We start from the raw sequence: 25,573 nt of genomic DNA on the forward strand, positions 1-25,573 counted from the left end.
GCTCGCAGACGGGTCCACCCCGCCGACACCGGACACGGGTCCGCCCCGGCGGAGCCGGGGCGGACCCCCTTCAGACGTACGGCCGAGACGTCCCCTTCCTCGTCCGTACATTCGTGCTCGGTTCTCTACGGGTACCCCTGCCAAGGCGCCTCAGTGGGCGACCACCGGGACGGCCACCTCGTCCTCGGCGCCCTCCTCGGAGCCGGAGACGGTGCTCGAGCCGGGGGTGCCGGCGTTGACCAGGGTCACCACGATCACCGCGGCGAGCACCAGCATGCCGACGGCGAACCAGATCGCGTTGGTGTAGCCGTGCACCTGGCCCTGCAGCGCCACCAGCTGCTGCTGGGACCTGGACGTCGCGCCGGCGATGTGGTCCTTGATGTAGGACGTCGTCGCGGACGCGGCGATCGTGTTCAGCAGGGCCGTGCCGATCGCGCCGCCCACCTGCTGCGAGGTGTTGACCATCGCGGAGGCGACACCGGCGTCCCGGGGCTCGACGCCGAGCGTGGCCAGGGACATGGCCGGCATGAACGCCGTACCCATGCCGAGACCCAGCAGCAGCATGGCCGGCAGGATCGTCGAGGCGTACGAGGAGCCGATCTCCAGCTGGGTCATCAGCAGCATGCCGACCGAGGCGACCAGGAAGCCGGGGCCCATCAGCGCCCGGGCCGGGACCCGGGTCATCAGCCGGGTGCCGATCTGGGTGGAGCCGACCATCATGCCGGCGATCATCGGCAGGAAGGCGAAGCCGGTCTTGATCGGCGAGAAGCCCTTCACGACCTGCAGGTAGTAGGTCAGGAAGAGGAAGGTGCCGAACATCGCGATGATGGCGATGCCGAGCGAGAGGTAGATGCCGCCGCGGTTGCGGTCGGTGACCACGCGCAGGGGCAGCAGCGGCGCCTTCACCCTGGCCTCGGTGACGACGAAGGCCAGCAGGAAGACCGCGGAGGCGACGAACAGGCCGACGGTCATGGAGTCGCCCCAGCCGTCGGACTCGGCGCGGGTGAAGCCGTAGACCAGCGAGACCAGACCGAGGGTGGACAGCAGCACGCCCGGGATGTCGAGCGGGTTGCGGTTGCGGCCGCCCTCGGGCTCACGGATGACGAAGTAGGCGCCGAGCGCGGCGACGATGGCGAAGGGGATGTTGACGAAGAACGTCCAGCGCCAGTCCAGGTACTCGGTCAGCACACCGCCGAGGATGAAGCCGACCGCGCCACCGCCGCCGGCGATCGCGCCGTAGATGCCGAAGGCCTTGGCGCGCTCCTTGGCGTCCGTGAACATCACGGCGAGCAGGGAGAGCGCGGCGGGGGCGAGCATGGCGCCGAAGACGCCCTGGAGGGCGCGGGCGCCGAACATCATCGCGCCCGTGGTCGCCGCGCCGCCGAGCGCGGAGGCGGCGGCGAAGCCGGTCAGGCCGATGACGAAGGCCCGCTTGCGGCCCCACAGGTCGGCGATCCGGCCGCCGAAGAGAAGGAGACCACCGAAGGCCAGGGCGTAGGCGGTGACGACCCACTGCCGGTTGCCGTCGGATATCCCGAGGTCCTGCTGGGCGGACGGAAGGGCGATGTTCACGATGGTGGCGTCGAGGACCACCATCAGCTGGGCGAGCGCGATGAAGACGAGCGCCCTCCAGCGGTTGGCGTCAGGGACGCCGGGGGCCGTTGAGGCTGTTTGAGACATGGAGGTACCCACTCCGGGACGTCTTAGAGGAAAATGGTGACGGTTGGTGACGGCTCGTCGTCGTCGACGGCCGGAAGCTCTGCTCTGAGGGATGACTTGGCTGGAGCGCGGAACTAATCGCTACGGATCGCTCAGGACTGGCGCAGCTCCTCCATGGTCACGGCCGTGCCCGGCAGCGTGGAACGGGCCGGAGCCCGCAGACCGTCCAGGAACAGCTGAAGATGGCGGTGGACGAAACGGTCGGCGCTGAAGCACACGGTGCCGGCCGGGGGCCGGCTGAGCTGGGCCACGGCGACCATCAGGTCACCGACGCCCACGTCGGGACGGAGCGTGCCGGCCGCCATGGCGCGGTCCATGAGCTCCTGGACGAGCCGCTCGATGCGCTCGCGGGCTGCTTCCAGATCCGGGTGGTGCTTGTCGAACGTGCCGGAGAGCATCGGGCACAGGGCGCTGACCCGCTCGTCGGCGGCGGAGTGCGCGAACCGCTCCAGAGCCTCGAAGGGGTCGGTGTCCTCGGCCAGCGCCTGTTCCGCGACCTCGGAGGTACGGTCCATGACCGAGCAGACGACCTCGCGGGCGAGGGCGTCGCGGTCGGGGAAGTTGCGGTACACCGTGGCGTTGCCGACGCCGGCCCGACGGGCGATCTCGTCGAACGGCACGTCGGGGCCGAACTCGACGAACATCTCCCGGGCGGCGGTGACGATCCGCTCCCGGTTGCGCAGGGCATCGGCCCGTGGCCGGGACGCCCGTCGCTGCACGGGGGTGGCGGTCTGCACGGCGTACTCCTGGGTGAGGGCTGAGTGATCGCGATCCGGGGATTCAGTCCCCGTTTCGCTCGGACACAGGACTAAACGGGGAATCGGTCCCCGGTTATTTCGCCGACACGGAACCATTTTATGTGACCTGAGTCACATCGCGTCGACGTCAGGTGGCCCCACACCTCCCCACACCTCCCCACCCCCACCGTCACCCCTCCCCCACCTCCCAACCCCTCGTTCGGCCTCTCCCAGCGCGCATCCCCGCACCCCCCGGCACAGGGTGATCGCAAGGGTGCAGCCGGTGAGGCGCGGCTGCCGCTGGAGCGAAGGGCAACCGCATGCAGCCGTCCCGCCGCCGGATATGCCCGCGCCGCGCCGCCTCGCTCGCCTCGGTCACCGTCCTGACGCTGGCGGTCTCCACCTCCGCCGGCACGGCACATCTGACGGCGGGCTCCGCGGCGGGCCCGATAGCCCCGGCCCGCTCCTCGACGCTGCGCCCCTGCATGCTCCACGGCCACAACCGCGTGCTGATGCCGGAGAGCATCCCCAGCCCCTCCGGCTACGCCCGCTCCACGGGCACCGTCCACGCCCTGAACCTGATGATCGACTTCTCCGACGCACCCGGCCAGGGCAGCGCGCTCGACCGGCTCGCGGAGTTCGTCCCGCAGACCCGCCAGTGGTTCGCCACCAGTTCCTACGGCCGCCTCGACTACCGCACCGAGGCCCCGATACGCCACTGGCTGCGCATGCCCAAGCCGTTCAGGGAGTACGGCATACAGCGCGGCGCCCCCTTCGACCCCGGCTACCGCGAACTGGTGCAGGACCTCGTGACCGCCGCCGACCCCGAGGTCGACTTCCGCCACTACGACCTGGTGAACGTACTCGTCACCCCGAACGCCGGCCCCTCCGCCCTGGACACCGTCCTGTCGGTGACCTTCGCCGGCAACGCCGAGGCCCCGGTCGCCGACGGCGTCCCCGTCGCCAACGCGTCCTTCATCTACAGCCGCCAGGACGACGGCTCCGGCTCCTACCCGCAGACCGGCTTCCGGGTCCTGCCCCACGAGAACGGCCACATCTTCGGGCTGCCCGACCTCTACACCCAGGAGGGCGGCGGCGCCGTGGGGCACTGGGACATCATGAGCGAGGACTGGGGCGCCGACAACGACATGCTCGCCTGGCACAAGTGGAAGCTCGGTTGGCTCGACGACTCCCAGATCGCCTGTGTGGCCGCGCGCGGGTCCGGGCAGTACACGCTGACCCCGCTGGCCCGCCCCGGCGGCCGCAAACTGGTCTTCCTGCCCCTCAGCCCCAAGGCCGGGTACGCCCTGGAGCTGCGCACCCGAGAGGGCAACGACGCGGCGGTGTGCCGGCCCGGCGTCCTCGTCTACCGCGTCGACGCGGACGTCGACACCGGCAACGGCCCCATCCAGGTCTACGACTCCACACGGGACAGCGGCGGCTGCACCCGCAGCCCGAACGTGCAGGTCGAGCTGTCCGACGCGCCGTTCGTGCCCGGGCAGAGCTTCGCGGACCCCAAGGAGGGGATCGTCATCACCGTCGAGGCGAAGGACCCGTCCGGCGACTACCGGGTCCGGGTGACGCGGCGCTGACGCACCCGCGAGGCGCGCACGGAAGGCATACGGGGGTCGGGGCGCCCTGCGCCGTATGTGAACACGACGCAGGCGGCCGACCCCGCATTACCGTGACCCCATGCCCCCGAACGTCACCCCGGCCCCGGACACGACCGCCCCCGCCGAAGCCGTCGCCCCCCTCATGCGCGGCCTCAACGTGCTGCGGCGGCTCACCGACGCCGACGGCAGCTGCAGCCTCAGCGCCCTGGAGCGGGCCAGCGGGCTCGCCCGGTCCACGGTCGACCGGATCACGGTGACCCTCGCCCGTATGGAGTACGTCCGGCTGGACGGCCGGGACGTCGTGCTCGCGCCGCGGCTGATGGAGCTGGGCAACGCCTACCTCGCGGGGCTGCGGCTGCCGAAGCTGCTGGACGCGCACGCGGACGCGCTGGCCGACGAGCTGGACGAGTCGGTGTCGCTCGCGGTCGCCGACCTGGACGGCATCCGCTTCATCCACCAGGCGACCCGGCGCCGCGCGATGTCGCTGAGCTTCCGCATCGGCGATCTGCTTCCCGCGGAACGCACCGCTCCGGGCCCGCTGTTCGCGACCGAGTGGGACGAGGAGGACTGGGCGCGGTGGCACGCGCGCCGGGCGGAGGACCCCGAGGACCGCCGCTTCCCGGCGGTGCCGGCGCGCAGCCGCCCGCTCGACGGCTCCGACCACTCGGTGGGCGACGACTTCGAGGAACGCACCAGGCAGGCGCGGGCACGGGGATGGGCGCTGGACGACCAGTTGATCGAGCCGGGTCTGGTCGCGCTGTCCCTGCCGGTGCGGGAGGAGGACGGCGGGATCGCCTGCGTGATGAGCGTGGTGAGCCACACCAGCCGACACACGGCGGACGATCTGCGCCGGGCACTGCTGCCGCGGCTGCGCACGGCGGTCGCGGCGATGGAGCGGGAGCTGCGCGAGGCGCCGCCCGCCGTACCCACGGCGCCGTCCGGGCTCGCGGCCTGGACGGGGGCGTCGAAGCAGGAGCTGGGGCGGGAGTTCGTGGAGTCGCTGGCCCGCGGGCTGACGGTGATCACCTCGTTCGGGGAGGGCCGTTCCGAGCTGACGCTGACGGAGGTGGCCGAGGCGACGGGGCTGGCACGGGCCACGGCACGGCGGGCGCTCATCACGTTGGAGCACCTGGGCTACGTCACCGTGCACGGCCGCTTCTTCCGGCTCACCCCGCGTGTACTGGGCCTCGGCTTCCCACCGCTGTCGCGGACGACCCTGTCGGACATCGCGACCCCGCATCTGGCCGCCCTGTCCGACCGGGTGCACGAGTCGACCTCGTTGGCGGTGCTGACCGGCGACGACATCCAGTACACGGCCCGGGTGACCCCGAGCCGCATCATGAGCGTCAACATCACGGTCGGCGCCCGGCTGCCGGCCTACGCGACCTCGCTGGGCCGGGTGATGCTGGCGGACCTGCCGGAGCCGCCGCTGCCCGAGCCGGCCCCGCTGACGCGGTTGACGGTCACGGACCCGGCCGAGCTGAGTAAGGTGCTGGAGGGCGTACGGCGCGACGGATACGCCCTGGTCGACGGGGAACTGGAGGCGGGGCTGCGGTCGATCGCGGTCCCGGTGCGGGAGCGCGGGGGCCGGGTGGTGGCGGCGGTCAACGTGGCCATGCACAGCAGCCGCCGTACACCCGAGGAGTGCGTGACGGACGTCCTGCCGCAGCTGCACGCGACGGCGGCGCGGATCGAGGCGGACCTGCGGGTGGCGGGGCGGTTCCGGAGGGTGCCGAACACCTGACGGGGTGACGACCTGCGACCCTGCGCACTCGCGTCCTCACGCACTCGCACCCTCACGCACTCGTACCCTCGCACCCTCACGCACTCGTACCCTCGCACCCTCACGCACTCGTACCCTCGCGTCCTCGCGGCGGATCGGGGGCACCGATCAGACGACCTCCGCCTGTCTCCCCGTGGCCACCACCCTGCGCCGGATCGGCGCCGTGGCGATGCGCGGCAGGAGCAGCGACCAGAAGCGGGTGAGCGTGACGCGGGACAGCCAGCGCACATCGTGCCCGCCCAGCTCGGCGAAACCGACCGTCGCGCCGACCACCGTGGCCACGAGGTCCCGGGGTGCGACGTCGGAGAGCAGCCCCTCCCGCGCACACCGGGCGACGATGTCCTCCACCCAGGAGTGCCAGCGCTCGTTGAGGCTCACACCGCGACCGGCCTCCTCCGCGACACCGTCGAGGCAGAAGCCCGCGCGCAGCACGAGGTCCTGACGCAGGCTCAGCAGCAGAGCGTGACTCGTGTCGACCAGCGCCTGCAGCGAACCGCCGAGCTGGGGCGGCGGTCGCTCGGCGGAGACGATCCGGTCGAACCGCTCGGCCGCCGCGCCTCGCACCGCCGCGGCGAGGTCGGCCTTGCTGGGGAAGTGGAAGTGCAGCGCGCCGTTGCTGACCCCGGTCCTGGCGCTGATCGCCGCCAGCGAGACCACCTCGTAGCCGTCGCGGCTGAACAGTTCGGCGGCGGACTCGATCAGGGCGTTGCGCGTGCGGACAGCACGTTCCTGCTTGGCCATCAGACGCTCCGTTGCTGCGCGGGTACCGCCAGGATAACAAACCGTCCGTGCGGTTTCTGAGCTCGATCGGCTCGATCGCCTCGATCGGCTGGGCGGACGAGGCCGGTCCGGTGGGCTCGGCGGACGAGGCCGGTCCGGTGGGCTCGGCGGACGAGGCCGGTCCGGTGGGCTCGGCGGACGAGGCCGGTACCGCGGGCTCGGTGGGGGAGCCGATCCGGCGGGCCCCACCGGCTCGGCGGGCCCGACTCTCGACCGGCTCGGTCAGTCCGGGCGGAGCACGACGGGCAGGGACCCGTATCCGTGGACGATGAAGGACCGCGCCGGTTCGATCCCGTCCAGCGGCATCGCCGCCTCCAGGTCGGGGAAGCGGGTGAAGAGCGCCGCCAGGGCGGACGTCGCCTCCAACCGGGCCAGGGGTGCCCCCAGGCAACGGTGGACACCGTGCCCGAAGGCCAGGTCGTCCCTCCGGCCGGGCCGCAGTACGTCGAAGACGCCCACGTCGTCCCCGTAGGCCTCGGGGTCCGAAGCCGCGCCCGCGAAGGAGACCAGGATCGGATCACCCTTCCTGATGAGCACCCCGTCGAGCTCGATGTCCTCGACGGCGAACCGCATCGGCGAATACGCGGCGGGCGCGTGCGTGCGCAGCGTCTCGGCCACCACGTCGGCCCAGTCCGCGCGCCCCTGAAGGACGTGCGCCCGCTGCTCCGGGTGGGCGCACAGCGCGCCGACGGCGTTCGTGATGAGCGTGCAGGTCGTCTCCTGGCCCGCGGCGATCATCAGGTAGAGCGTGCCGAGGAGTTCCTGCTCGGTCAGCCGGCCCTCGTCGCTGTCCCGGACCTCGATCAGCGCGGTCGTCAGATCGTCGCCGGGCCTGGCTCGTTTCCCCGCGACCAGCTCGCCGAGCATTCCGAAGACCCGCACCTGCGCCGCGGCCATCTCGGCCCCGGGCACGGCCGTACCGAACACCAACTCCAGGTCGGCGCAGAGCGGTTCGCGCGCCTCCTCGGAGACGCCGAACAGCTCGCAGATCACTCGCATCGGCAGCACCTTGGCGAACCGGTCCCGCAGGTCGACCACTTCGCCGTCCGGCAGCGCCTCCAGCTCGTCGAGCAGTTCTCCGGTGAGCTGCTCGACGCGGGGCCGCAGCGCCTCGGTACGGCGGACGGTGAAGGCGGCGGCGACCAACCGGCGCAGCCGACCATGGCTGTCACCGTAGGCGAAGAGCATGTTCTCGTTCGCCACCCACGGGTACAGCGGCCAGTCCTCACCTATGCGGCCGGCGACGAAGTCGGGCCAGTGCCGGCGGGCGTCCTTCGAGACCCGGGGATCCGTCAGGAGCCGCTTGACGTACTTCTGCCGTACGACGGCCCAGGCGCGCACCCCGCCCGGCAGCTGCACCTCGACGGCGGGTCCCCGCGACCGTAACCGCGCGGTCTCGCCGGGCAGGTCACGTCCGGTCACGTCAAGGGCGTACGGGCACGCGCTCATGTCCATGGGGGTGCACTCCGTTCGATCGGTCGGTCGGCCCTTCGGCTTTCGACGCGGTGCGCCGGCGGAGGCATCACCCGCGTTTTTCTTCTTCGCGTTCCTGTTCGAGTTCTTCCGCGCGGCGTCTCATCGCGGCTTCGAACACCTTCGGCCCCCGCTCCGCGGAGAAGTCCAGGCGGACCAGGATCCCCGGCACGGCCACGGACGGCATCAGGAACCGGTAGAGATCGGCCACCCGCTCGGCCAGGTCCACCCGCCCGGTCATGATCCGCGACAGGACCTGGACCCCGGTGAACGCGCCGACGAACAGCTTGGCGAGCGCGGCGACGTCGACGTGCGGGAGGAGTTCGCCCCTCTGCTTGGCCTCCTCGAAGAGGGCCTGCGTGTGCTCGGTCCACTCCTGCATCGGCACCCGGCGGTTGAGGCGGTCCTTGGGCGACCCCTGATCCACGGTCAGGCGCACGCTTCCCTGGACGATGGGGTCACCGGTGTCGCCGCGGAGCAGGTACGACAGCAGCAGCGCCTCGTCCAGCGACTCCTGCAGCTTCAGCTCCTGCTCGGGGACGCGCGGCAGCGAGGAGACCTGCTCGGCCAGCACCGCCTGGGCCAGCTCTTCCTTGGAGGCGAAGTGGAAGTACAGGGCGCCCTTGGTGACCCCCGACCTGTTCAGTACGTCGGAGATCGTCGCCGCCTCGTACCCGACCTCGTCGAACACCTGCGCCGCGGCGACCAGGATCGCCCGCCGCGTGCGAATGGCCCGCTCCTGCCGCGCCACAAGCAGTCCCCTCTCCCGTCGCACCGGACAATAAAACCAGCCAAACGGTTTGACAACCCTGATACACCGCCCCGAGAAACGGACACTCGGGAGCGAAAAGGGGCCGGCCAGTGACGGGGAGAGCCCCACGCGACCCGTGGGGGGCTTGAAAAGAAAACCGGTTGGTACGTATCTTCGGTCCTGCTTCGCGCCTCGAGACCCAGACCCACACCAGGGACCCACACCAGGGGAAAGCTCCATGACTGTCATGACGTCCGAGACGTTAGGGACGGAAGCAACGTCAGGAACGGAAGCCGGGGGCCAGGCACACCCGGTGACCGACGATCTGGCGCACCTTCTCTTCGAGGGCGCTCGTCGTGATCGTAACCACGGCGTCTGGCGCGCGGCGATCTCCGGCCGGGCGTTCGCGTACCGGCCCGGCCTGTCCGCCGCCGAGCGGACCGCTCTCTCCTACGACCGTCTGCGCCTCCTCAACGACACCCTCGACGATCCGCTGCGGTTCGCGGCCGACCCGCACCGACTGGCCGCGCTGCACGAGTGGATCGGACCGGTGGACGGCGGGCTGACCACCCTCGCGAGCATCCACTACAACCTCTTCCTCGGCAGCCTCGTCGACCACGACCACGGGGACCGCGACCTGTCCGCCTTCTGCTCGCTCCGCAGCACAGGAACGTTTCTGTGTACCGAGCTGGAGCACGGCAACGACGTGGCCGCGATGGAGACCGTCGCCGTCTTCGACCGCACGAGCGGCGGCTTCCATCTGCACACGCCGACGCCCGGCGCGCGGAAGTTCATGCCCAACACGACCCTGACGGGCGGCCCCAAGACGGCGGTCGTCGCCGCCCGGCTCCTCGTGGACGGCGAGGACCAGGGCGTGTTCCTCCTCCTCACCCCGCTCAGCGACGAGACCGGGCACCTGCCGGGGGTGACGGTCCGCAGACTGCCGGAGCGCACCGGCACCCCGGTCGACCACGCCCTCACGTCCTTCGACCACGTGTGGCTGCCGCGCGAGGCGCTCCTTGAGGCCGACCACGGCCGCCTCGCCCCGGACGGCACGCTGGCGAGCAACCTCGGCAACAAGCGCAAACGGTTCCTGCGCTCCATCAACCGCGTCACGATGGGCAAGCTCTGCATGAGCGCCGGCACCCTGGGCATGGCCCGTGCCGCGCTCGCCATCACGGTCCGCCACGCCCACAGCCGTCTGATCGCCGGCCCCAGGGCCGGTGAGCGTATACCGGTCGCCGCCCACCGCAGCCACCACAGCCGACTGCTCGACGGCCTGGCGACGGCGTACGCGATGACGTTCCTGCACCGCACCGTCGTGGACCGGTTCGCCGCACACACCGAGGAGGACCGCGAGGAGGTCGAGCGACTCGCGGCGATCGCCAAGGGCTGGATCACCTGGCAGGCACGCGCGATCACCGTCGAGTGCCGCGAACGGTGCGGCGCGCAGGGTCTGTTCCCCGCCAACGGCATCTCGGAGCTGCCCGGCAACATCGAAGGCGGCATCACCGCCGAGGGCGACAACCTGGTGATCTGGCTGAAGGCCGCCTCCGAGATGGTCTTCGGCCACGATGCGAGCCCCCCGCAGGCACCGCCGGCCGACGCAGACCTGACAGACCTCGCCTTCCTACGGGGCCTGCTCGCCCGGGTCGAGGCCGTCTGGCAGCAACGCGCTCGCGCGGCCCTGCGCGAGGGCCCGTCCGGCGACCCGGTCGGCCGCTGGAACACCACCTCGGAAGCCGCCCTGGAGATGGTCTCGGCCCACGCCCAGCTGCAGGCGGCGAACGCGTTCGCCACGGCGTCCGAACGGCCGACGGACCCGAGGACCCGGCGGCTGCTGCGCAGCCTGTGCCGCCTGTTCCTGCTCCGCCAGCTGCGCGCGCACACCGGGGATCTGCTCGCGGAGGGCCACCTGTCGCCGGACCACGTACGAGCACTGCCCACGGCACGCGACACGCTCATCACCGAGCTGGCCCCGCAGATGCTGCCCTTGGCCGACGCGTTCGACTTCCCACCGGAGATGCTGTCGCGCATACCGATCGCGGGTGGGGGGTCGGTCGAGCCCCTGAAGCCGACCGAGTAGCTTCGGTGTATCGAGGGCGAGCCACCTCTGACGGCGGACGAATTACGCCACGCAACTGGCTGATTACTGTAGGCATGCCGCAGGTTCACGCCACTGGGAGTCGCCGCGGGCAGGATGTCCCCAGGGTCGGGGAGCGTCCCCTCACACGACTACAGGGGAACGGGGACGACCACAAGGGAGCACATCCGCTAGGCTGTGAGCGGTCGACACGCGTTCTCACGCCTTCGGCCTTGCCTTCGTAGCTCAGGGGATAGAGCACCGCTCTCCTAAAGCGGGTGTCGCAGGTTCGAATCCTGCCGGGGGCACAGCACAGTCCATGCAGGTCACGGGCTAGATCACGAAACTGCCCCCCGAGATCAACTCGGGGGGCAGTACGTATTTTGTACACGTGGTTTTGGCTACCCGACAGGGGTGATTGGCGCTCTCAGCCTCGCCAGAGCGGCGGCCCGGCCCGCGTCGAGGACGTCCGCCACCTCGTCGAGGCGGTCCGGCCACAAGTGCCCGTACACGTCGAGCGTCATCGCCGCCGACTTGTGCCCCAGCATCGTCTGCACGACCTTCACGTCCGCGCCGGCCGCGATCGCGAGCGAGGCGGCTGTGTGCCGCAGCTTGTGCGGCGTGAGGTCGAGGCCGTCCAGTCCGGCCGCCTTCACCGCCTTGTCCCAGTCGCGGCGCCTGAAGTTCGGATACCGCATTGGGCCGCCCTCCGGGGCCGTGAACACGAGCCCGTCCCGCGGCTTGCCGACGACCAGGGGCCGCAGCTCCTCGGCGAACGACCGCGGCAGCGGCACCGATCGCTTCTCGTGGTTCTTTACCGGCCCGAGCTCGAGGTGCCCGTCAATGTCCGAGTACGCCTGCAGGATGCGGACTCGCCGGTCGTCGAGCTGCACCCGGCCGGCCTTGATGGCGATGGCCTCGCCCCAGCGGATGCCGGTGTATCCGAGCGTCCTGACGAACGTCTGGTAGCGGCCGGCGTGTTCGGCGAGCGTCTCCAGCTGGTCGTGGGTGAGGTAGACGTGGTCGTCCTGGTCGTCGTTGCGCGGCAGATCGTGGTCGTGGCATGGGCTGGCCGCGATCCGGTGCGTCTTCACCGCGTGCTTCATGACGCTGCTGAGCACGTAGTAGGTCTTTTTGATGCGATCCGGCCCCAGCGTCGCCCCCCGCTTGCCGGGCGTGTTGCACAACTCGGTCACCCACTGGTCGACGTCAGCCCACCGGACCGCGCCGACCTGCCAGTCACCCCACTTCGGGACGACGTACAGGTCGAGCAGCTCGCGGTAGTCGTCCTTCGTGCGCCGGCCTTGCTTCCGCAGCGACCCGTGCCACTCGTCGGCGACCAGGCGCACGGCTGCTTTCGCCGACTGGGGGTCGCGGTACGACCCCTTATCCAGCTTCTGCAGCAGGGCCTGTTGCTCCGCCTCGGCCTGCGGCACGGTGCGGAACGTCTTCGCTTTCGGCTTGCCGTCCGGGCCGTACCACCGCACCCGCCACCGGCCCGGAGGCTGCCTCTTGCCGCCTTGCTTCTTCGCGGCCTGCCACTTCTCCATCGCCTCCTGGTAGTCGGCGTGGTTGGCGCGGTCCTCAATCCAGACCCTGGGCACCTTCACCCCCCTCCATGGAGGAGCCGAACATGAGCCTCAGCAGGTCGTTCGGGTCGAGCTCTTTCCCGGTCTCCTCGCGGTATCGATCCTTCAGGTTCTGCATCACAGCCTGCGCCTCAGCGGTGGGCTGCATCTTCACCGGGCCGGCCAGCACGCTGTAGCGGACGTGGTCCTGCAGCCATTGCGGCTGGCCGTACAGCCGATGTTCGGCTAGCTGCGTGCGCTCGTGCTCGGGAGTGGTCCGCAGCGGGATTCGGCCGATGCCCCATTCCCATGCCCGTAGGGCGTCGACCGTTCCAGCACCGGTGATCTCGACGGGTGTCTCTGCGCTTGTGGTGAGCGGCAGCAGCAGCGACACCGGAGAGACGCCGAAGACAGCAGCGAAGGCGGTCAGGTCATCGACGGTGACGACCCGGTCGCCCTTCTCCATCCGTGTGATGCCCGAGGGGGAGATGGGGCGGCCCTTGCGCTCCATCTCGGCGGCCAGCTGCCGCGTGCTGTACCCGCGGACCTTACGGAGTCGGGCCAGGTTCTCGGCCACGGTCATGCCAGTGGGGCCAACCTCGACGGCCCGCCGTCCGTACTGCTGATCGCTCATGTCCGCAAGCCTATGCGGCAGCAAGCCTCTTGCGTATCGGCTGGTTTGGGTTACCATCGCGTTCATGTGCATCACCATAGATGCGATCGTGTCTAACGTGCAACGGATGCGACCTAAGGAGACGCAATGCCGAACACCACTCGGATCACGGACGACGTCCTGAGTCCGGCTGAGGTGTGCGAGCAGTACCCCCGGGTCTTCCGCAACACACAGGCCCTTGCGGACCTGCGGTGGCGTGCGGAGGGACCCGACTACATCAAGACCGCTCCGGGGCGGGCTGGCCGCGTCTTCTACCGGCGCAGCGCCATTGAGGCCTGGCTCGACTCGCTCACCGTCAAGGCCGGAGGTCAGCGCGCGGCATGACCACAAACGCAGAGAAGGCGCCGTTCGGACCGGCGCCTTCTCAGGAAAACCTCGCGGGCGGCGAAGCTGCTGCCACCGTACCGCAGGCATCGCCCCAGAGCGACGCCCTGTTTCCGGGGAGCGGTGAGCCGCCCATCGTGCGGCCGCTCGCCCTCGCCACCCGCGGACGCGTCGAGTTCATGGGGCGTTGTCCCGGCTGCGACCGCCACCACCGACACGTACACCTCGGGCTCGTCACCGCCCCCTGCGGCGCCGTGTACCGACTCCAGACCAAGCGCATGAAGGGAGCGGCATGACTCCCCTCGACGGAGCGCTGTGGCTCATCCGGCACGGGTTCGCCGTCTTCCCCTGCGACCACCCCGCAACGCCCCGCTGCACGGGCCTGCACAAGACGTGCGACGGCTCCCGTGGCAAGCACCCCGCCGTGGCATTCACACGCGGCTGGACACTCGACGAGCGGAAGGTGCGCGAGACGTTCGCCCGCGGACTGCGGAACCCCGCCGTAGCCGTAGGCGCCTGCTCGGGACCCGAGGGCGCCCAGCTGCTCGTCATCGACAGCGACCGGCCCGGAGCCATCGAGGATGTAGCAGGCGCCCGCGGTGAGCGGTGGCCGGCCACCATGCGCGTCCGCACCGCCAAGGGCTACCACGACTACGTGTGGGCATGGCCGTCCCTGAAGCTCGGCAACGGCCTCGGCGCACTGCAGGGCCAGTTCGACGGCGACGTCCGTGCGGGAAACGCCTACGTCGTCGGCCCCGGCGCCCTGCACGCGACGGGCGTCGTGTACGAGCTGGACGACCCCGAGCGTCCGCCCGTCATGGCCCCGGCCTGGCTCCTACGGGCACTCCTCACCAAGCCCCACCGGCAGGTGACAAGAAATTGTCACGTGCGGCCGGGTTCCCGTCCCGAGTCCCGCAGCCTGCAGGGTCTGGTCAAGTTCGTCGCCGACAGCGCCCAGGGCGACCGCAACAACCGTCTCTTCTGGGCCGCCTGCCGTGCAGCTGAGGCCGGCGCCGAGGGCGCGGAAGATGCCCTCTTGGACGCGGCCGTTCATGCAGGTCTCGCCGAGGCGGAAGCCCGCAACACGATCGCTTCCGCCTTCCGAACCGTGGGGGTGTCCGCATGACTCTCCACCACGGAACAGTGTCAGAACCGTCAGAAGTGTCAGAACCGCAGGTCAACGGCTCCCCCGTTCTTCTGACACTGTCAGAACGGCTGTCAGAAAACGAGCAGGCCTCTGACCAGCGACAGAACACCGGTTCTGACGGTTCTGACACTTCTGACACCGGTCCGGATATGGAGACGCTGAAGCGGCTTCTCGGCCCCATGCGGGACGGATCGTGGCTGGACGGGCAGGAGTTCCCGCCGCTCAGGTACGCGGTCGACGGCCTGCTTCCCGAAGGGTTCTCGCTGCTGATCGGCCCGCCAAAGGCCGGTAAGAGCTGGCTCGCTCTGGGCATCCTGCTGGCCGTCGCGAACGGCAGCCATGCTCTTGGAGCCATCGGAATGGGCAAGCCGCGCCGCGTCTTCTACCTCGCCCTCGAGGACGGCGACAGGCGCATGCAGGACCGGTGCCGGACCATCCTCGGAGACCAGCCGATCCCGTCGACGTTCCACTACCAGACCGTCATCGAGCCCGGGTTCGTCTGCCAGACCATCGAGGCGTTCCTGCACCTGTACCCGGACACCGCTCTGGTCGTCGTCGACACCCTCGGCAAGGTCATGCCGCAGGCAATGCCCGGCGAGTCTTCTTACCAGCGGGACTATCGGGTCGCAGGACGACTCAAGCGGATCGCAGACAGCAAGCCGGGCCTATCCATCACGGCCCTGCACCACGACCGAAAGGCGGCCACCGAGGACTTCGTCGAGTCCGTGTCCGGCACGAACGGTCTGGCCGGCGCCGCGGACACGATCGTCGTCCTCGCCCGCAAGCGGCAGGCCCAAGAGGCCCTGCTGATGGTCACCGGCCGTGACGTGCCCGAAGCTGAGTACGGGCTGTTCATGGAAGACGGCCTGTGGCGGCTCGACGGGACCAGCCTCGACGAGGCCGCCGCCGCCGCTCAACAGCGGCAGGACTCCGCTGGGCTGGGCGACGTATCCGTCTCCATCCTGCAGTTCGTCCGTGAGCACCCGGACGGCTGTCGAGCCAAGGACGTCGTCGAGAAGTTCGGCCGCGACTCCTACCAGTACCTCAGCCGCCTCGAAGAGCGCGGCGACCTCACCAAGGTCAAGCGCGGCGTCTACCGCGCCAACGAACCCATCTTCGGCACGGAAACGGAGAACGCCGCATGACCACGACCACCGTCATCAAGCTGGGCGACGACCGCGACACCACGTACACCGTGCAGACCATCCAGGTCGGCACCGGCGAGTGCTGCGCCGAGCACGGCAGCTGCGGCAAGCCCGGCGTCATCGCCGTCCGCAACACCATCGACCAGCAGCGACCCACCGAGTCCAGCACCTACCGGATCACCCTGTGCGCCGAGCACCAGGGCGACGCCGCCCGGATGCACGAAGTGTGGGTGGCAAGCGCTCGCGAGATGCAGGACCCCGCCAAGCGGGCCGAGTTCCTTGCCAGTGCCGGGGTACAGCCGTGACCTCCCACGTCGACGAGCAGATACAGGCCCGCCTTGCCGCGGCCCGGCTGAAGCGGGCCAAGCGGCGCCAGCAGCGCGCGGAGCTGGACGAAGCGCGCGGCTACGGCCTGCAGGCCAGGCACACCGCCAAGCTCGCCCGCTGGGCCGCCGAGGAGGACGACGAATGAGCAAGAGCAGCCACAGCGTGCACCGCGACCTCGCGTGGGCGCTCAAAGAGCAGGCCAAGCGGGCCGGGGAGCGAACCCCGTCGGTGCGCGGCGCGGACTGGCGGCTCGCCACCGTTGCGACCGTCGGCACCGACGGCACCATCACCACCGCAGACGGCATCAAAGCCCGCTGCATGGAGAGCTACCCCAATCCTGCCGTCGGTGACGTCGTCGTCATCGACCAGTCCAGCAGCGGCAACTGGATCGTCCGCGGCCGGCTCACACCCACTGCGCGGGCGTGGACGCCGCTCTCCCTAGCCTCGGGCTGGGCTCCGTTCGGCTCTCCCTACTACACGCCCGCCTACCGGATTTGGGGGGACGGCACAGCATCCCTGTGCGGTCTGGCAGCCATGTCCGGCACCCTCACCTCCGGCACCACCGTCGCCACCCTGCCCGCCGAAGCGTGCCCTGCCGCTCAGGTGCGTTGCGCTGTGCAGGTCGCGCAGGGCTACTTCGGCGTGATGACGATCGCCACGTCGGGCACCATCCAGCTCGCCGACTTCAACCCGGCGCTGCCGACCACCGGCAGCAAGTGGGCGGAATTCGACTGCTTCGGCCGCTACCGGCTCACATAGGAGATCGGCACATGAGCCCCCACCAGCAGATCGTCACCGACATCGGCCTCGCCGCCATCTGCGAAGACCACGAAGAACACGCCCGGCTCGTCAACGAGCTGCCCGACGACCAGGTCCGCGACGCCACCAGCCGCGCCCTCGCCGCCACCGTCGCCTTCTTCCGCAACCTCATCAACCCCGCCGACTGGCCCGCCGTCGTCGACGGCGCCCGCGCCCAACGCTCACTCCTCGAACTCGACGAACCCACGGAGACCACCACATGACCGACCAGCCCCAGACCCTCGACGAGATCCAGGCCCGCGGCAAGGCCGGGCCCGGCACCGACCAGACGCCCGAGGAGAACTACACGGTGCCCGGCGTCCTCGCCGGAAAGCCCACCCCCGAAACCGACCCCGCCCTGCGCCAGCAGATACGCGACGCCGAACTCGACCACCAGCTCAACCCGTAAGGAGAACCCCATGCCCACCAAGCTCGGACAGCAGATGAACACCCTGATCCGCGGCCAGCAGCCCAAGCCCACCCGCGGTCAGGACAAGGCCAACGAGATCCGCGCCTACTACAAGCAGGGGCTGCAGCAGCTCCGCGGCCAGCGCAACATGCACCCCACCGCCCGGCAGGTCGAGATCGCCAAGCTGTACGCCACGACGCAGGCCGCACTGCGCAAGGTGCAGCAGGAGCAGCTGCAGGCCGACCGCGAGACGTTCGCCAAACTGGAGCGCCAGCTGTGGGGATTCGACGACGTGCGCGCCTCGGCCATCGGCAGCGCAGACCGTGCTGCCGTCGACGGCACCGTGCGAGACGCGCAGGACCGAGCCGGCCGACTCAAGAAGGCCGGCGACGCCGCCCGCGCCCTGGCCGACGCCGAGCAGGCAGGCGACAAGGTGCTCGCCCGAGCCATCGCCAAGCGCGCCCACGACATGGACTGGGACAACGTCCTCGGCGCCTACCTGTCCACCAGGCCCACCGACGCCGAGCGGTACCAGCAGGCCGGCGAGATCTACGTGCGGCAGAACACCACCGGCGGCGCCCTGACGCACGGCTTCCTCGGCAGCCTCGGCACGCCCGAGGAACTGCGCGGCATGAGCGCCAAGGACATCCAGAGCATGGCCGACCCCGGCGACACCGGGCCCACGGCCGCATGATCCGGCGTCAACGTCACCCGCTGCGGCCGCATGTGTAGGCCAGCCGCACGCGGGAGCGATGGGCGAGGAGCGAGTCCCTTCCTCTCGCAGCGATCCGCCCAGCGCCGACCGGAGCGGGCCGAGCAACACGGCTCGGCCCGCCCGGAGCCAAGACGATCAAGGCCCGGGGGTGGGGCGCGCCACCCTCGCGCCCGCGCGGGGGACCGCCGTGGAGAGCCCCGGCACCGATGGCTGATCAAGCAAAACCTATTCCGCTCTTGAATGGAGGTGGGGCCGATGGCCGTTCCCGGTCGTAAGCCGAAGCCGTACATGCAGGCCGTGCGTGAGGGCACGTTCCGCGCGGACCGCAACAAGCAGGGTGTCCGCTTCCCGCCCAGGGATCCCGTCGAGCCGAAGTGGACGGACCTGCTGCCCGGCTCCGATACGGAGGTCGCACGGGCGAGGAAGACGGCCGCGGAGCTGTGGGGGCGGATCGTTCCCGCTCTGACCTACTCGGCCGGCCTGGTCGACGCCCAGCGGGAGACGGTCACGGACCTGTGCGTCACTTGGGCCACGATCAAGATGGGTGTGCGTGCGCTGGCCCTCGAGGGCCACGTCATCCAGGGCGCGCACGGCAAGGCCCGGAATCCGTGGGTGACGATCGTCAACCAGCACCGCCAGCACTTCCGGTCGCTCATCGGCGAGCTGGGGCTGACGCCGGCCTCGGCGCAGCGCATCACGGCCCCTGAGCCGGACGACGAAGACGACGACATCTGGGACTGATTCCAGTCATGGAAAAGGCCGCGCGTGCAGGCGCGGCCCTTGCCGTAGAGGCTGACCCGAAACCCGTCTGGCCGGACGAAAACCGCAGGTCAACACCCCTTCATTGTACCGAAGTTAGGGGTCGTTGTGGCGGCTGGTGGTGTTCTGGTCGGGCGCGGGTACGTCAGTATCCGGCCTGAGTTCGAGGGCGACTGGAGTCGCTCTATCAATGCTCGCGCGTCGGGGGCCGGCCGGTCCGGTGGCGGCGCGTTCAGCAAGGCGTTCGGTGCGGCCCTCACGGGCGGGATGCGGGGCATCCTCGGCGGGTTCGCTACGTCGCTGGTCGCGGGGATCGCCCCGGCTGGTGCGGCGATCGCTGCTCTGGCCCCGGCTCTGGCGACTGCTGGCACGGCCGCGGGCGCCCTGAAGCTGGGGCTGTCGGGCGTGGGCGACGCGTTCAAGGCGGCGTTCTCCAGCAGCACTGCGGACGCCAACAGGGCGGCCTCGGCGACGCACGCTGTGGAATCGGCCCAGCGGAGCCTGGCGAACGCTCAGAGGGGCCTTGCAGACGCCCGTGTCCAGGCGGCTCGGTCGATCGCGGATGCGCAGAAGCAGGTCGAGGGCGCGGAGCGGGATCTCACGGACGCGCAGCGGAACGCGCGCCAGGTGCAGGCGGATCTCAACAGCGCGCGGCAGGAAGCGGCTCGGGCGCTGCAGGACATGAACAACCGGTTGAAGGAGTCGCAGCTCGACGAGCGGGATGCGGCGATCCGGTTGACGGACGCGCAGAAGGCGCTGGCGGTGGCCCGCGCCAACCCGGGTACGACCCCGGAGGAGCTCGCAAAGCTGCAGCTCGCCTATGACCGGGCGACGCTGAACTTGCAGGAGCAGCGCACGGAGACGAAGCGGCTGCAGGACGACACGGCCAAGGCGAACAAGGCTGGTGTCGAGGGGTCGCAGCAGGTCGTCGACGCGAAGCAGAAGATTGCCGACGCGAACCGGTCGGTTGCCGACAAGGAGCGGGCGCTGGCGGATGCGCAGGCTGGTGTCGCGCAGGCGCAGCAGGATGGCGCCCGGCAGGTCGCGGACGCTCAGCGGCAGGTCGCCGAGGCGGCGCAGGCCGTGGCGGAAGCCCAGCAGGCCGCGGCGGCGCAGACGTCGAAGCTGGATCAGGCGATGGCGAAGCTGGCGCCGAACGCGCAGTCGTTCGTGCGCACGATCCAGGCGCTGGCGCCCGCGTGGGATCACATGCGGCTGTCCGTGCAGAACGCCCTCTTTCAGGGCCTCGACGGCACGGTACGGACGCTGGCGGGGGCGACGATCCCGATCCTGCAGAAGCGGCTGACGGAGACGGGCGGCATCTGGAACAGCATCGCCAAGAGTGCGGCCGGCGCCATCACGGACATGGCCAAGTCGGGGATGCTCGACCAGATCCTGAAGGGCGCGAACGACAACCTGCGCGTCTTCAAGGACACGCCGCGGCAGCTCATCACGGCGTTCGGGCAGTTGACGGTCGCCGCTCAACCGGCGTTCAACCAGCTGCTGCAGGGCTTCGCCGGGGCGATCACGCACTTCACGGACGGGCTGTCGAAGTCGTTCACGTCGGGCGGGATGAAGCAGGCCATCGACACGGCCTTTCAGCTCATCAGCCAGCTGGGAAGCATCCTCGGCGACGCGGCCGGCGCGGTGTCGAACATCCTGCAGGCCGCGGGCAGTGCGGGCGGCCAGGCGCTGAGCGTGGTCGGCGCCCTGTTCGACCAGATCCGCAAGGTCACCGACATGCCGCAGATTCAGGCGGCCCTGCGGCAGACCTTCCAGTCGATCGCGCAGATCGTGGGCGCGCTGGCCCCGGTGATCGGCTCGATCCTGCAGGCCGCGGCGCCGCTGATCGCCGCTCTGGCGCCGGTCGTTGCGCAGTTGGCGCAGACGTTGGGCCCGGTCCTGCAGCAGGTCGTGACGGCCCTCGGGCAGGCTCTGATGCCCATCATCACCGCCCTGGGTCCGGTGATCGGCGTCATCGGGGACGCGATCGGGCAGATCGTGACGGCGCTGGTGCCGCTGCTGCAGCCGATCGGCGAGCTCATCGCCGCCATCGTCAACGCGCTGATGCCGGTACTGAAGCCGATCATCGGGATCGTCGTGCAGCTCGTCGACGTCCTGGTCGGCCCGCTCAACACGATCATTCAGGCGCTGATCCCGTACATCGGGATGCTCGGGGATATGTTCGGGCAGGTCTTCGGCGCCCTCGGCCCGCTGATCACGCCGCTGATTGGCGTCGTGGGGATGCTCGCCGGGGTGTTCGCGCAGCTGGCGCAGCTGTGGATCGGCACGGTGATGAAGGCGATCACGCCGCTGATCCCGGTGTTCGTGCAGATCGTTGGCCTGGTCGTGCAGCTGGCAACGCAGGTGCTGGCGGCGCTGATGCCGTCACTCACGCAGCTGATCGGCGCGGGCATGCAGCTGCTGGTCGCGCTGCTGCCGATCCTGCCGGCGCTCGTACAGATCACGGCGCTGGCCCTCACCTTCGCGATCAAGATCCTGGCGGTGGTGCTGCCGCCGATCCTGAAGCTGATCACGACGTTCGACGTGGGCTTCATCGGCGCCATCACTTCGGTGATCGGCATTCTGGCGACCCTGATCACGTGGATCACCGAGCATGTCGGGCCCGCGTTCCGCTGGCTCAACGACAACGTGGTGCACCCGGTGTTCACCACGATCGCGAGCATCATCAACACTGTCTGGCAGAAGAACATCCGTCCCGCGTTCGATCTCCTGAAGGCGGCGATCGGCAAGGTCGGTGACGCGTTCGGAGACGCGAAGGACGCGATCGGCAAGGCCTGGGACAAGATCAAGGATCTGACGAAGGCGCCGATCAACTTCGTGATCCAAACCGTCTGGAACCGGGGCATCGTCGAGGTCTGGAAGAAGATCGGCGACTGGATTCCCGGCCTGCCGAAACTGGACACACTGCCCATGCTCGCCCAGGGCGGCATGTTGCCCGTACAGCCGGGCGTGTTCAACTCCCCGACCGCGATCGTCGGCGAGGGCAACCCCGCTCACCCGGAGTTCGTCATCCCGACGGACCCCAAGTACAGGGGGCGAGCCCTGTCGCTGTGGCAGGCGGCCGGCACGCAGCTCCTCGCCGGAGGCGGCATCATCGGTGACGTCCTCGGCGGCCTGAAGAGCATCGGCAGCAAGGTTGGCGGCTTCTTCTCCTCCGCCGCCAGCTTCCTGAAAGACCCGAGCAAAGCCCTTGAAGGGCTGATGGGTAAACTCCTTGGCCCACTGCAGGACATCAAGAACTCGGCCTGGGGCAAGCTAGCGCTCGCACTGCCGAAAGCGATCCTCGACGGCCTCAAGGATCTGGTGTCGTTCGGCGGCGGTGGCGGCGACATCGGCGGCACGATCCCCAACGGCCAGCGCCTGGCCATCATCAACCAGGCGCTCGCCGCCGCGGGCGTCCCCCCGCCGGGCACGCTGCCGCAGTGGCAGGCCGGCCTCAACACCCTCATCGCGAGGGAGAGCGGCTGGAACCCGCGGGCGATCAACCTGTGGGACTCCAACGCTGCCGCTGGCCATCCCTCACAGGGGCTGGCCCAGACGATCCCGTCGACGTTCAACGCCTACGTGCCCGCGTCGCTGAGGAGCAGGGGGATCCTTGATCCCATAGCGAATGTCGCGGCGGCGATCCGCTACATAGTTGCCAACTACCACAACATCAGCAACGTTCAGCAGGCAAACGCCAACCGGCCGCCCGCCGGCTACGACTCCGGCGGCTGGCTCCAGCCCGGGCTGACCACCGCGGTCAACCTGACGGGCAAGCCTGAGGCTGTCCTGACGGACGCGCAGTGGAACACGATGGCGTCGGCGGCCACGGGCGGCAGCCTCGATGGCATGACGGTGAACGTGTGGGTCGGCAACGAGCAGATCCGCGACATCACCCGCGCCGAGGTCCGCGACTCCCAGCAGCAGCTCATCAGCGTCATCAGCGCCAGCTGAGGGAGGGCAGCAAAAAAGGCCCCCGTCCGCATGTTCGGACGGGGGCCCTGTGCCCCTCTACGGGCACTACTTCGCAGGTCGGGGGCCTCTACCAAGGTCACTACCCAGGTAGCGGGCCCCCTCTACATCAGGTGCCCTCCCCGGTGTCGACGGAAGGGGCATCCGTAGCGGGGTTCGTAGAGGGGGACGGCTCTACCCGGCGTGCGGCGAGCAGGAGTTCGGCGGGCACGGCGGCCTCGAGGTCGCTCCTGCGGTAGCCGGCGAGGTTCTTCCCGCCGACCTTGACCTGCTTGGTGGTGCGGTCGACGCCCGCCGCCTCGAGCTCGGCGGCCAGGCGCTCGGCGTCCCAGTCGCCGTAGCGGTCCTCGTCGACGTTGACGAGCCGGTCGAGCAGGTCGACGGTGTGCATCCGGTCGGTGTGCCGCATCACGTCGAGGCAGTCGGACAGCACTGGGGCGATCGTGACGCCCGCGGAGTCGGCGGCCGCGGTGACGTCGCCGGCCGCGTCGCCGGTGAGTTGCCCGTGCTTGACGCGCAGGGCACGGCCGCGCTGGCACAGCTCGGAGAATCCGGGCCCGTCGAGGAAGTCGGCCCGCACCGTCACGAACGAGGCAGGGCCCGTGACCAGCACGCCCGTGCCCTTGTGGTCCTCGGACAGCACCGAGGCGTCGGCGCCCTGGGCGGCCTTGCCCTTGCCCAGCACCATGTCGCTGGAGGTCTGGTCGACGACCTGCGTGCAGTACCGCAGGGTGATGATCTCGCGCAGCTTGGTGGGCACGCTGTCGGCGTCGGGGCGCTGGGAGGCAAAGTTGCTGATGAACCCGGCAGCCGGGCCGCGGCGGGCGATGCGGCACAGGTCGTTGATGACCTGCTCACGGTCGTCGCGCTCCATCGCGGTGAAGTACTCCTGCAGCTCGTCGATGGTGACGAAGATGACCGGCAGGTTGTACTTCTCCACGATCGCCGGGGTGAGCTTGCCCTCGGGGCAGATGGAGACGGGCAGGCCGCGCAGCAGGACGAAGCGGCGCTCCATCTCCGCCAGCAGCTCCTTCAGCATCGCCTTCAGCGCGTCGACGGCGTCATCCTCGGCGCCCATCACGAGCCGGTGCGCGACCGCCTTCATCGGCATCCAGTCGGCGCCGCCCTTGCCGTCCGCGATGTAGTGCCTGACGAAAGGGTCCAGCAGCCCCGCCGCGGTCATCAGCCGCTGCGTGAACGTCTTGCCCCGGCGGGGCAGGCCGCCGAAGAACAGCGACTGCCACATGACCGGCACGGTGATCCGGGTACCGCGGGCGTCCTGCCCGAACGGGATCGGCTCCCACACGCTGAAGCGCTCCAGCTTGACCAGCGGAGACGGCACCGGGTCGCCGAGGTACGGGTCGTCGTCGGCAACCCACAGCGACACCCGGCCGGCGTGCCCTCCGCCAGCTGCACGGACACGGGCGGCGATGACCTGGATCTCGTCGACGCCGAGCTCGGCGGCGATCGCCGTGCGCTTGGCCAGCACGTCAGCAGCGGTCTTCCCGCCGCCCCGGGGCAGGTCGAACACGACGGCCCAACCGCGACCGTCACGGACGGGACCCATGACGCAGGTGATGCGCGGCCCTTCGTCGTCGCCCTTCCCCTGCTTGAGCAGGCCAACAGCCCTGAGAGCGTCGTTGAGCTGCTGCGCGGACATGTCGACGCGCAGCGGCGGCGTCGGGTTGTCGAGCAGCTTCGCGTCCTCGCCCCGTCCCAGGTAGGCGAGCGGCACGGTGACGGCGGCGGCGATGGCGGCCTGCAGCAGCGGCGGCGCCAGGTACCAGCCGACCGCGGTCGCGGCGACGGCCGTAGCGGCTGCCCCGAACCGTGAGCGGCGGGCCACGGTGCGCTCGCGGTGCAGAAGCGCGTACCGCACGGCCATCTCGACGTCCTCGGGGTGCTCGCGGACCTGGGCGCGCAGGGCTTTCACGGCCGCGCTGCGGTCGTGGGCGGTGAGGGTGGGCCACAGGCCCCGCACGGCACGCCACAGGCCCTTGGTGGCCAGCCACGCCATGCGCAGCGCGTACTTCGGCACCCGCAGAGCGTGGTAGCGGGCGTGCCACACGCACAGCCTGCCGAGCGCTGCGGTGTTGGCCTTCAGGGACGCCGCCGACCGGGCCCAGGCGGGCAGGATCGGCACGTCGGGCACGGTGAGCCAGTCGGCGAGCGGGTTGTCGGACCGGTCGACCGCCTCGACGACGGCGGCCTGCTGCTCGACGTCGGGGGCGGCCGGCTGCTCGGGCGCGAACTTCAGCAGCGACACCTGCGGCTTCGCGTGCCCGTTGACGGCGCCGATCAGGGCTTCGGTCATGATGGGGACCTTCCTTCTCTCTGCGGAGGGTTGGGAGGCCCGGGGCGGCCGGCGAGCCTGGCAGCATGGCGGCCGCCCCGGGGCGCGGCTACTTGTTGGCCTGCTTACGGCGGCGGGCCTGGTTCTCGATCCGCTCGATACGCCGCTTGATGTCGCTGATGTCGACGTTGGGTCCGGCAACGCCCCGCTTCGCGGCGCGGGCGATCAGGACCCCGATACGGGCCTTCTCGCCGAGGGTGAGGTCAGCGGCGGTGATGTCGTCGGGCATGGTTCCTCCTGCTTGTTTGCGGACAGGCAGCTGGTCAGCGCTGCTGTTGCTGGTGCTTCCGGCTGGCGGCTTCGGCGGCTCCGCGGCTCCGGTGGGCGTACTCGTAGTGGCCGCACGAGCAGCGGAGGCTGTACACGTAGATCTTGATCGCGGATCGGTACTCGGGTTCGATCTTGGTCTTGTGCTGCTGCATGGTCGGTCCCTCCTGG

Annotated in this window: 25 protein-coding genes and 1 tRNA gene; 16 read left to right on the top strand and 10 right to left on the bottom strand. The window is 70.1% G+C overall.

Going from position 1 to position 25,573, the window contains the following annotated elements; genetic code table 11:
* Window positions 1-150: 150 nt before the first annotated feature.
* Both ACZ7L1_RS11140 and ACZ7L1_RS11145 read right to left on the bottom strand, forming a co-directional pair.
* Window positions 151-1,680: an MFS transporter gene (locus tag ACZ7L1_RS11140; RefSeq protein ID WP_471436115.1), complete on the bottom strand. Its 1,530-nt coding sequence runs from the start codon at window positions 1,678-1,680 to the stop codon at window positions 151-153.
* 131 nt (window positions 1,681-1,811) lie between these two features.
* On the bottom strand, window positions 1,812-2,456 hold the full coding sequence (locus ACZ7L1_RS11145) for a TetR/AcrR family transcriptional regulator (protein WP_471436117.1): 645 nt from the start codon (window positions 2,454-2,456) through the stop codon (window positions 1,812-1,814).
* A gap of 320 nt (window positions 2,457-2,776) precedes the next feature.
* Between ACZ7L1_RS11145 and ACZ7L1_RS11150 the strand changes: the two genes are divergently transcribed.
* Both ACZ7L1_RS11150 and ACZ7L1_RS11155 read left to right on the top strand, forming a co-directional pair.
* Window positions 2,777-4,048: a M6 family metalloprotease domain-containing protein gene (locus tag ACZ7L1_RS11150; RefSeq protein ID WP_471436118.1), complete on the top strand. Its 1,272-nt coding sequence runs from the start codon at window positions 2,777-2,779 to the stop codon at window positions 4,046-4,048.
* 100 nt (window positions 4,049-4,148) lie between these two features.
* The gene (locus tag ACZ7L1_RS11155; protein ID WP_471436120.1) at window positions 4,149-5,813 is read left to right on the top strand and encodes an IclR family transcriptional regulator domain-containing protein; all 1,665 of its coding nucleotides are present in this window, start codon (window positions 4,149-4,151) and stop codon (window positions 5,811-5,813) included.
* A 147-nt stretch (window positions 5,814-5,960) separates the two neighbouring features.
* On the opposite strand, the gene ACZ7L1_RS11160 is transcribed toward ACZ7L1_RS11155, so the two are convergent.
* The 3 genes from ACZ7L1_RS11160 to ACZ7L1_RS11170 all read right to left on the bottom strand — a co-directional run bounded on the left by ACZ7L1_RS11160 (window position 5,961) and on the right by ACZ7L1_RS11170 (window position 8,856).
* The gene (locus tag ACZ7L1_RS11160; protein WP_471436122.1) at window positions 5,961-6,593 is read right to left on the bottom strand and encodes a ScbR family autoregulator-binding transcription factor; all 633 of its coding nucleotides are present in this window, start codon (window positions 6,591-6,593) and stop codon (window positions 5,961-5,963) included.
* A 261-nt stretch (window positions 6,594-6,854) separates the two neighbouring features.
* On the bottom strand, window positions 6,855-8,087 hold the full coding sequence (locus ACZ7L1_RS11165) for a cytochrome P450 family protein (protein ID WP_471436123.1): 1,233 nt from the start codon (window positions 8,085-8,087) through the stop codon (window positions 6,855-6,857).
* A 67-nt stretch (window positions 8,088-8,154) separates the two neighbouring features.
* Window positions 8,155-8,856: a ScbR family autoregulator-binding transcription factor gene (locus tag ACZ7L1_RS11170; RefSeq protein ID WP_471436401.1), complete on the bottom strand. Its 702-nt coding sequence runs from the start codon at window positions 8,854-8,856 to the stop codon at window positions 8,155-8,157.
* 313 nt (window positions 8,857-9,169) lie between these two features.
* Here ACZ7L1_RS11170 and ACZ7L1_RS11175 point away from each other — a divergent pair, with 313 nt between their 5' ends.
* The gene (locus ACZ7L1_RS11175) at window positions 9,170-10,942 is read left to right on the top strand and encodes an acyl-CoA dehydrogenase family protein (protein ID WP_471436125.1); all 1,773 of its coding nucleotides are present in this window, start codon (window positions 9,170-9,172) and stop codon (window positions 10,940-10,942) included.
* Window positions 10,943-11,174: 232 nt separating this feature from the next.
* A tRNA-Arg gene (locus ACZ7L1_RS11180) sits at window positions 11,175-11,247 on the top strand.
* A 93-nt stretch (window positions 11,248-11,340) separates the two neighbouring features.
* Here the strand turns inward: ACZ7L1_RS11180 and ACZ7L1_RS11185 are convergent.
* Both ACZ7L1_RS11185 and ACZ7L1_RS11190 read right to left on the bottom strand, forming a co-directional pair.
* Window positions 11,341-12,543, bottom strand: a complete 1,203-nt coding sequence (locus tag ACZ7L1_RS11185) for a tyrosine-type recombinase/integrase (RefSeq protein ID WP_471436127.1) — start codon at window positions 12,541-12,543, stop codon at window positions 11,341-11,343.
* The gene (locus tag ACZ7L1_RS11190) at window positions 12,524-13,207 is read right to left on the bottom strand and encodes a helix-turn-helix domain-containing protein (RefSeq protein ID WP_471436129.1); all 684 of its coding nucleotides are present in this window, start codon (window positions 13,205-13,207) and stop codon (window positions 12,524-12,526) included. Before ACZ7L1_RS11190 ends, ACZ7L1_RS11185 begins: the two co-directional genes overlap by 20 nt.
* A 60-nt stretch (window positions 13,208-13,267) precedes the next feature.
* Between ACZ7L1_RS11190 and ACZ7L1_RS11195 the strand changes: the two genes are divergently transcribed.
* The 12 genes from ACZ7L1_RS11195 to ACZ7L1_RS11250 all read left to right on the top strand — a co-directional run bounded on the left by ACZ7L1_RS11195 (window position 13,268) and on the right by ACZ7L1_RS11250 (window position 22,764).
* Window positions 13,268-13,504 (top strand): DNA-binding protein, encoded by a 237-nt coding sequence (locus ACZ7L1_RS11195; RefSeq protein WP_471436131.1) that lies wholly within the window; start codon window positions 13,268-13,270, stop codon window positions 13,502-13,504.
* Window positions 13,501-13,800: a hypothetical protein gene (locus tag ACZ7L1_RS11200; RefSeq protein ID WP_471436133.1), complete on the top strand. Its 300-nt coding sequence runs from the start codon at window positions 13,501-13,503 to the stop codon at window positions 13,798-13,800. Before ACZ7L1_RS11195 ends, ACZ7L1_RS11200 begins: the two co-directional genes overlap by 4 nt.
* A complete protein-coding gene (locus ACZ7L1_RS11205) occupies window positions 13,797-14,630 on the top strand; it encodes a bifunctional DNA primase/polymerase (protein ID WP_471436135.1) in 834 nt (277 codons plus the stop codon). The genes ACZ7L1_RS11200 and ACZ7L1_RS11205 overlap by 4 nt, the downstream gene beginning before the upstream one ends.
* 170 nt (window positions 14,631-14,800) lie before the next feature.
* A complete protein-coding gene (locus ACZ7L1_RS11210) occupies window positions 14,801-15,796 on the top strand; it encodes an AAA family ATPase (RefSeq protein WP_471436137.1) in 996 nt (331 codons plus the stop codon).
* A complete protein-coding gene (locus ACZ7L1_RS11215) occupies window positions 15,793-16,101 on the top strand; it encodes a hypothetical protein (protein WP_471436139.1) in 309 nt (102 codons plus the stop codon). The genes ACZ7L1_RS11210 and ACZ7L1_RS11215 overlap by 4 nt, the downstream gene beginning before the upstream one ends.
* Window positions 16,098-16,268, top strand: coding sequence for a hypothetical protein (locus ACZ7L1_RS11220; protein WP_471436140.1), 171 nt, complete (start codon window positions 16,098-16,100; stop codon window positions 16,266-16,268). The genes ACZ7L1_RS11215 and ACZ7L1_RS11220 overlap by 4 nt, the downstream gene beginning before the upstream one ends.
* Window positions 16,265-16,882, top strand: a complete 618-nt coding sequence (locus ACZ7L1_RS11225; RefSeq protein WP_471436142.1) for a hypothetical protein — start codon at window positions 16,265-16,267, stop codon at window positions 16,880-16,882. Before ACZ7L1_RS11220 ends, ACZ7L1_RS11225 begins: the two co-directional genes overlap by 4 nt.
* 11 nt (window positions 16,883-16,893) lie before the next feature.
* Complete coding sequence (locus tag ACZ7L1_RS11230) at window positions 16,894-17,145, top strand: hypothetical protein (protein WP_471436144.1); 252 nt, start codon at window positions 16,894-16,896, stop codon at window positions 17,143-17,145.
* The gene (locus ACZ7L1_RS11235; protein ID WP_471436146.1) at window positions 17,142-17,330 is read left to right on the top strand and encodes a hypothetical protein; all 189 of its coding nucleotides are present in this window, start codon (window positions 17,142-17,144) and stop codon (window positions 17,328-17,330) included. Before ACZ7L1_RS11230 ends, ACZ7L1_RS11235 begins: the two co-directional genes overlap by 4 nt.
* A 10-nt stretch (window positions 17,331-17,340) precedes the next feature.
* Entirely contained in the window at window positions 17,341-18,024 is a 684-nt protein-coding gene (locus tag ACZ7L1_RS11240; RefSeq protein WP_471436147.1) for a hypothetical protein, read from the top strand.
* A gap of 276 nt (window positions 18,025-18,300) precedes the next feature.
* Entirely contained in the window at window positions 18,301-18,786 is a 486-nt protein-coding gene (locus tag ACZ7L1_RS11245; protein ID WP_471436149.1) for a P27 family phage terminase small subunit, read from the top strand.
* Window positions 18,787-18,912: 126 nt separating this feature from the next.
* On the top strand, window positions 18,913-22,764 hold the full coding sequence (locus tag ACZ7L1_RS11250; protein ID WP_471436151.1) for a transglycosylase SLT domain-containing protein: 3,852 nt from the start codon (window positions 18,913-18,915) through the stop codon (window positions 22,762-22,764).
* A 127-nt stretch (window positions 22,765-22,891) separates the two neighbouring features.
* On the opposite strand, the gene ACZ7L1_RS11255 is transcribed toward ACZ7L1_RS11250, so the two are convergent.
* The 3 genes from ACZ7L1_RS11255 to ACZ7L1_RS11265 form a co-directional block, all read right to left on the bottom strand.
* Window positions 22,892-25,096, bottom strand: coding sequence for an FtsK/SpoIIIE domain-containing protein (locus ACZ7L1_RS11255; RefSeq protein WP_471436153.1), 2,205 nt, complete (start codon window positions 25,094-25,096; stop codon window positions 22,892-22,894).
* A gap of 88 nt (window positions 25,097-25,184) precedes the next feature.
* Complete coding sequence (locus ACZ7L1_RS11260) at window positions 25,185-25,364, bottom strand: DUF6257 family protein (RefSeq protein ID WP_471436155.1); 180 nt, start codon at window positions 25,362-25,364, stop codon at window positions 25,185-25,187.
* Between the two features lie 34 nt (window positions 25,365-25,398).
* Window positions 25,399-25,557 carry a hypothetical protein gene (locus ACZ7L1_RS11265; RefSeq protein ID WP_471436157.1) on the bottom strand — a complete coding sequence of 53 codons (159 nt, stop codon included), beginning with the start codon at window positions 25,555-25,557 and terminating at the stop codon, window positions 25,399-25,401.
* Between the last annotated feature and the right edge of the window lie 16 nt (window positions 25,558-25,573).

The sequence above is a fragment of the Streptomyces sp. NPDC107546 genome (assembly GCF_055639175.1).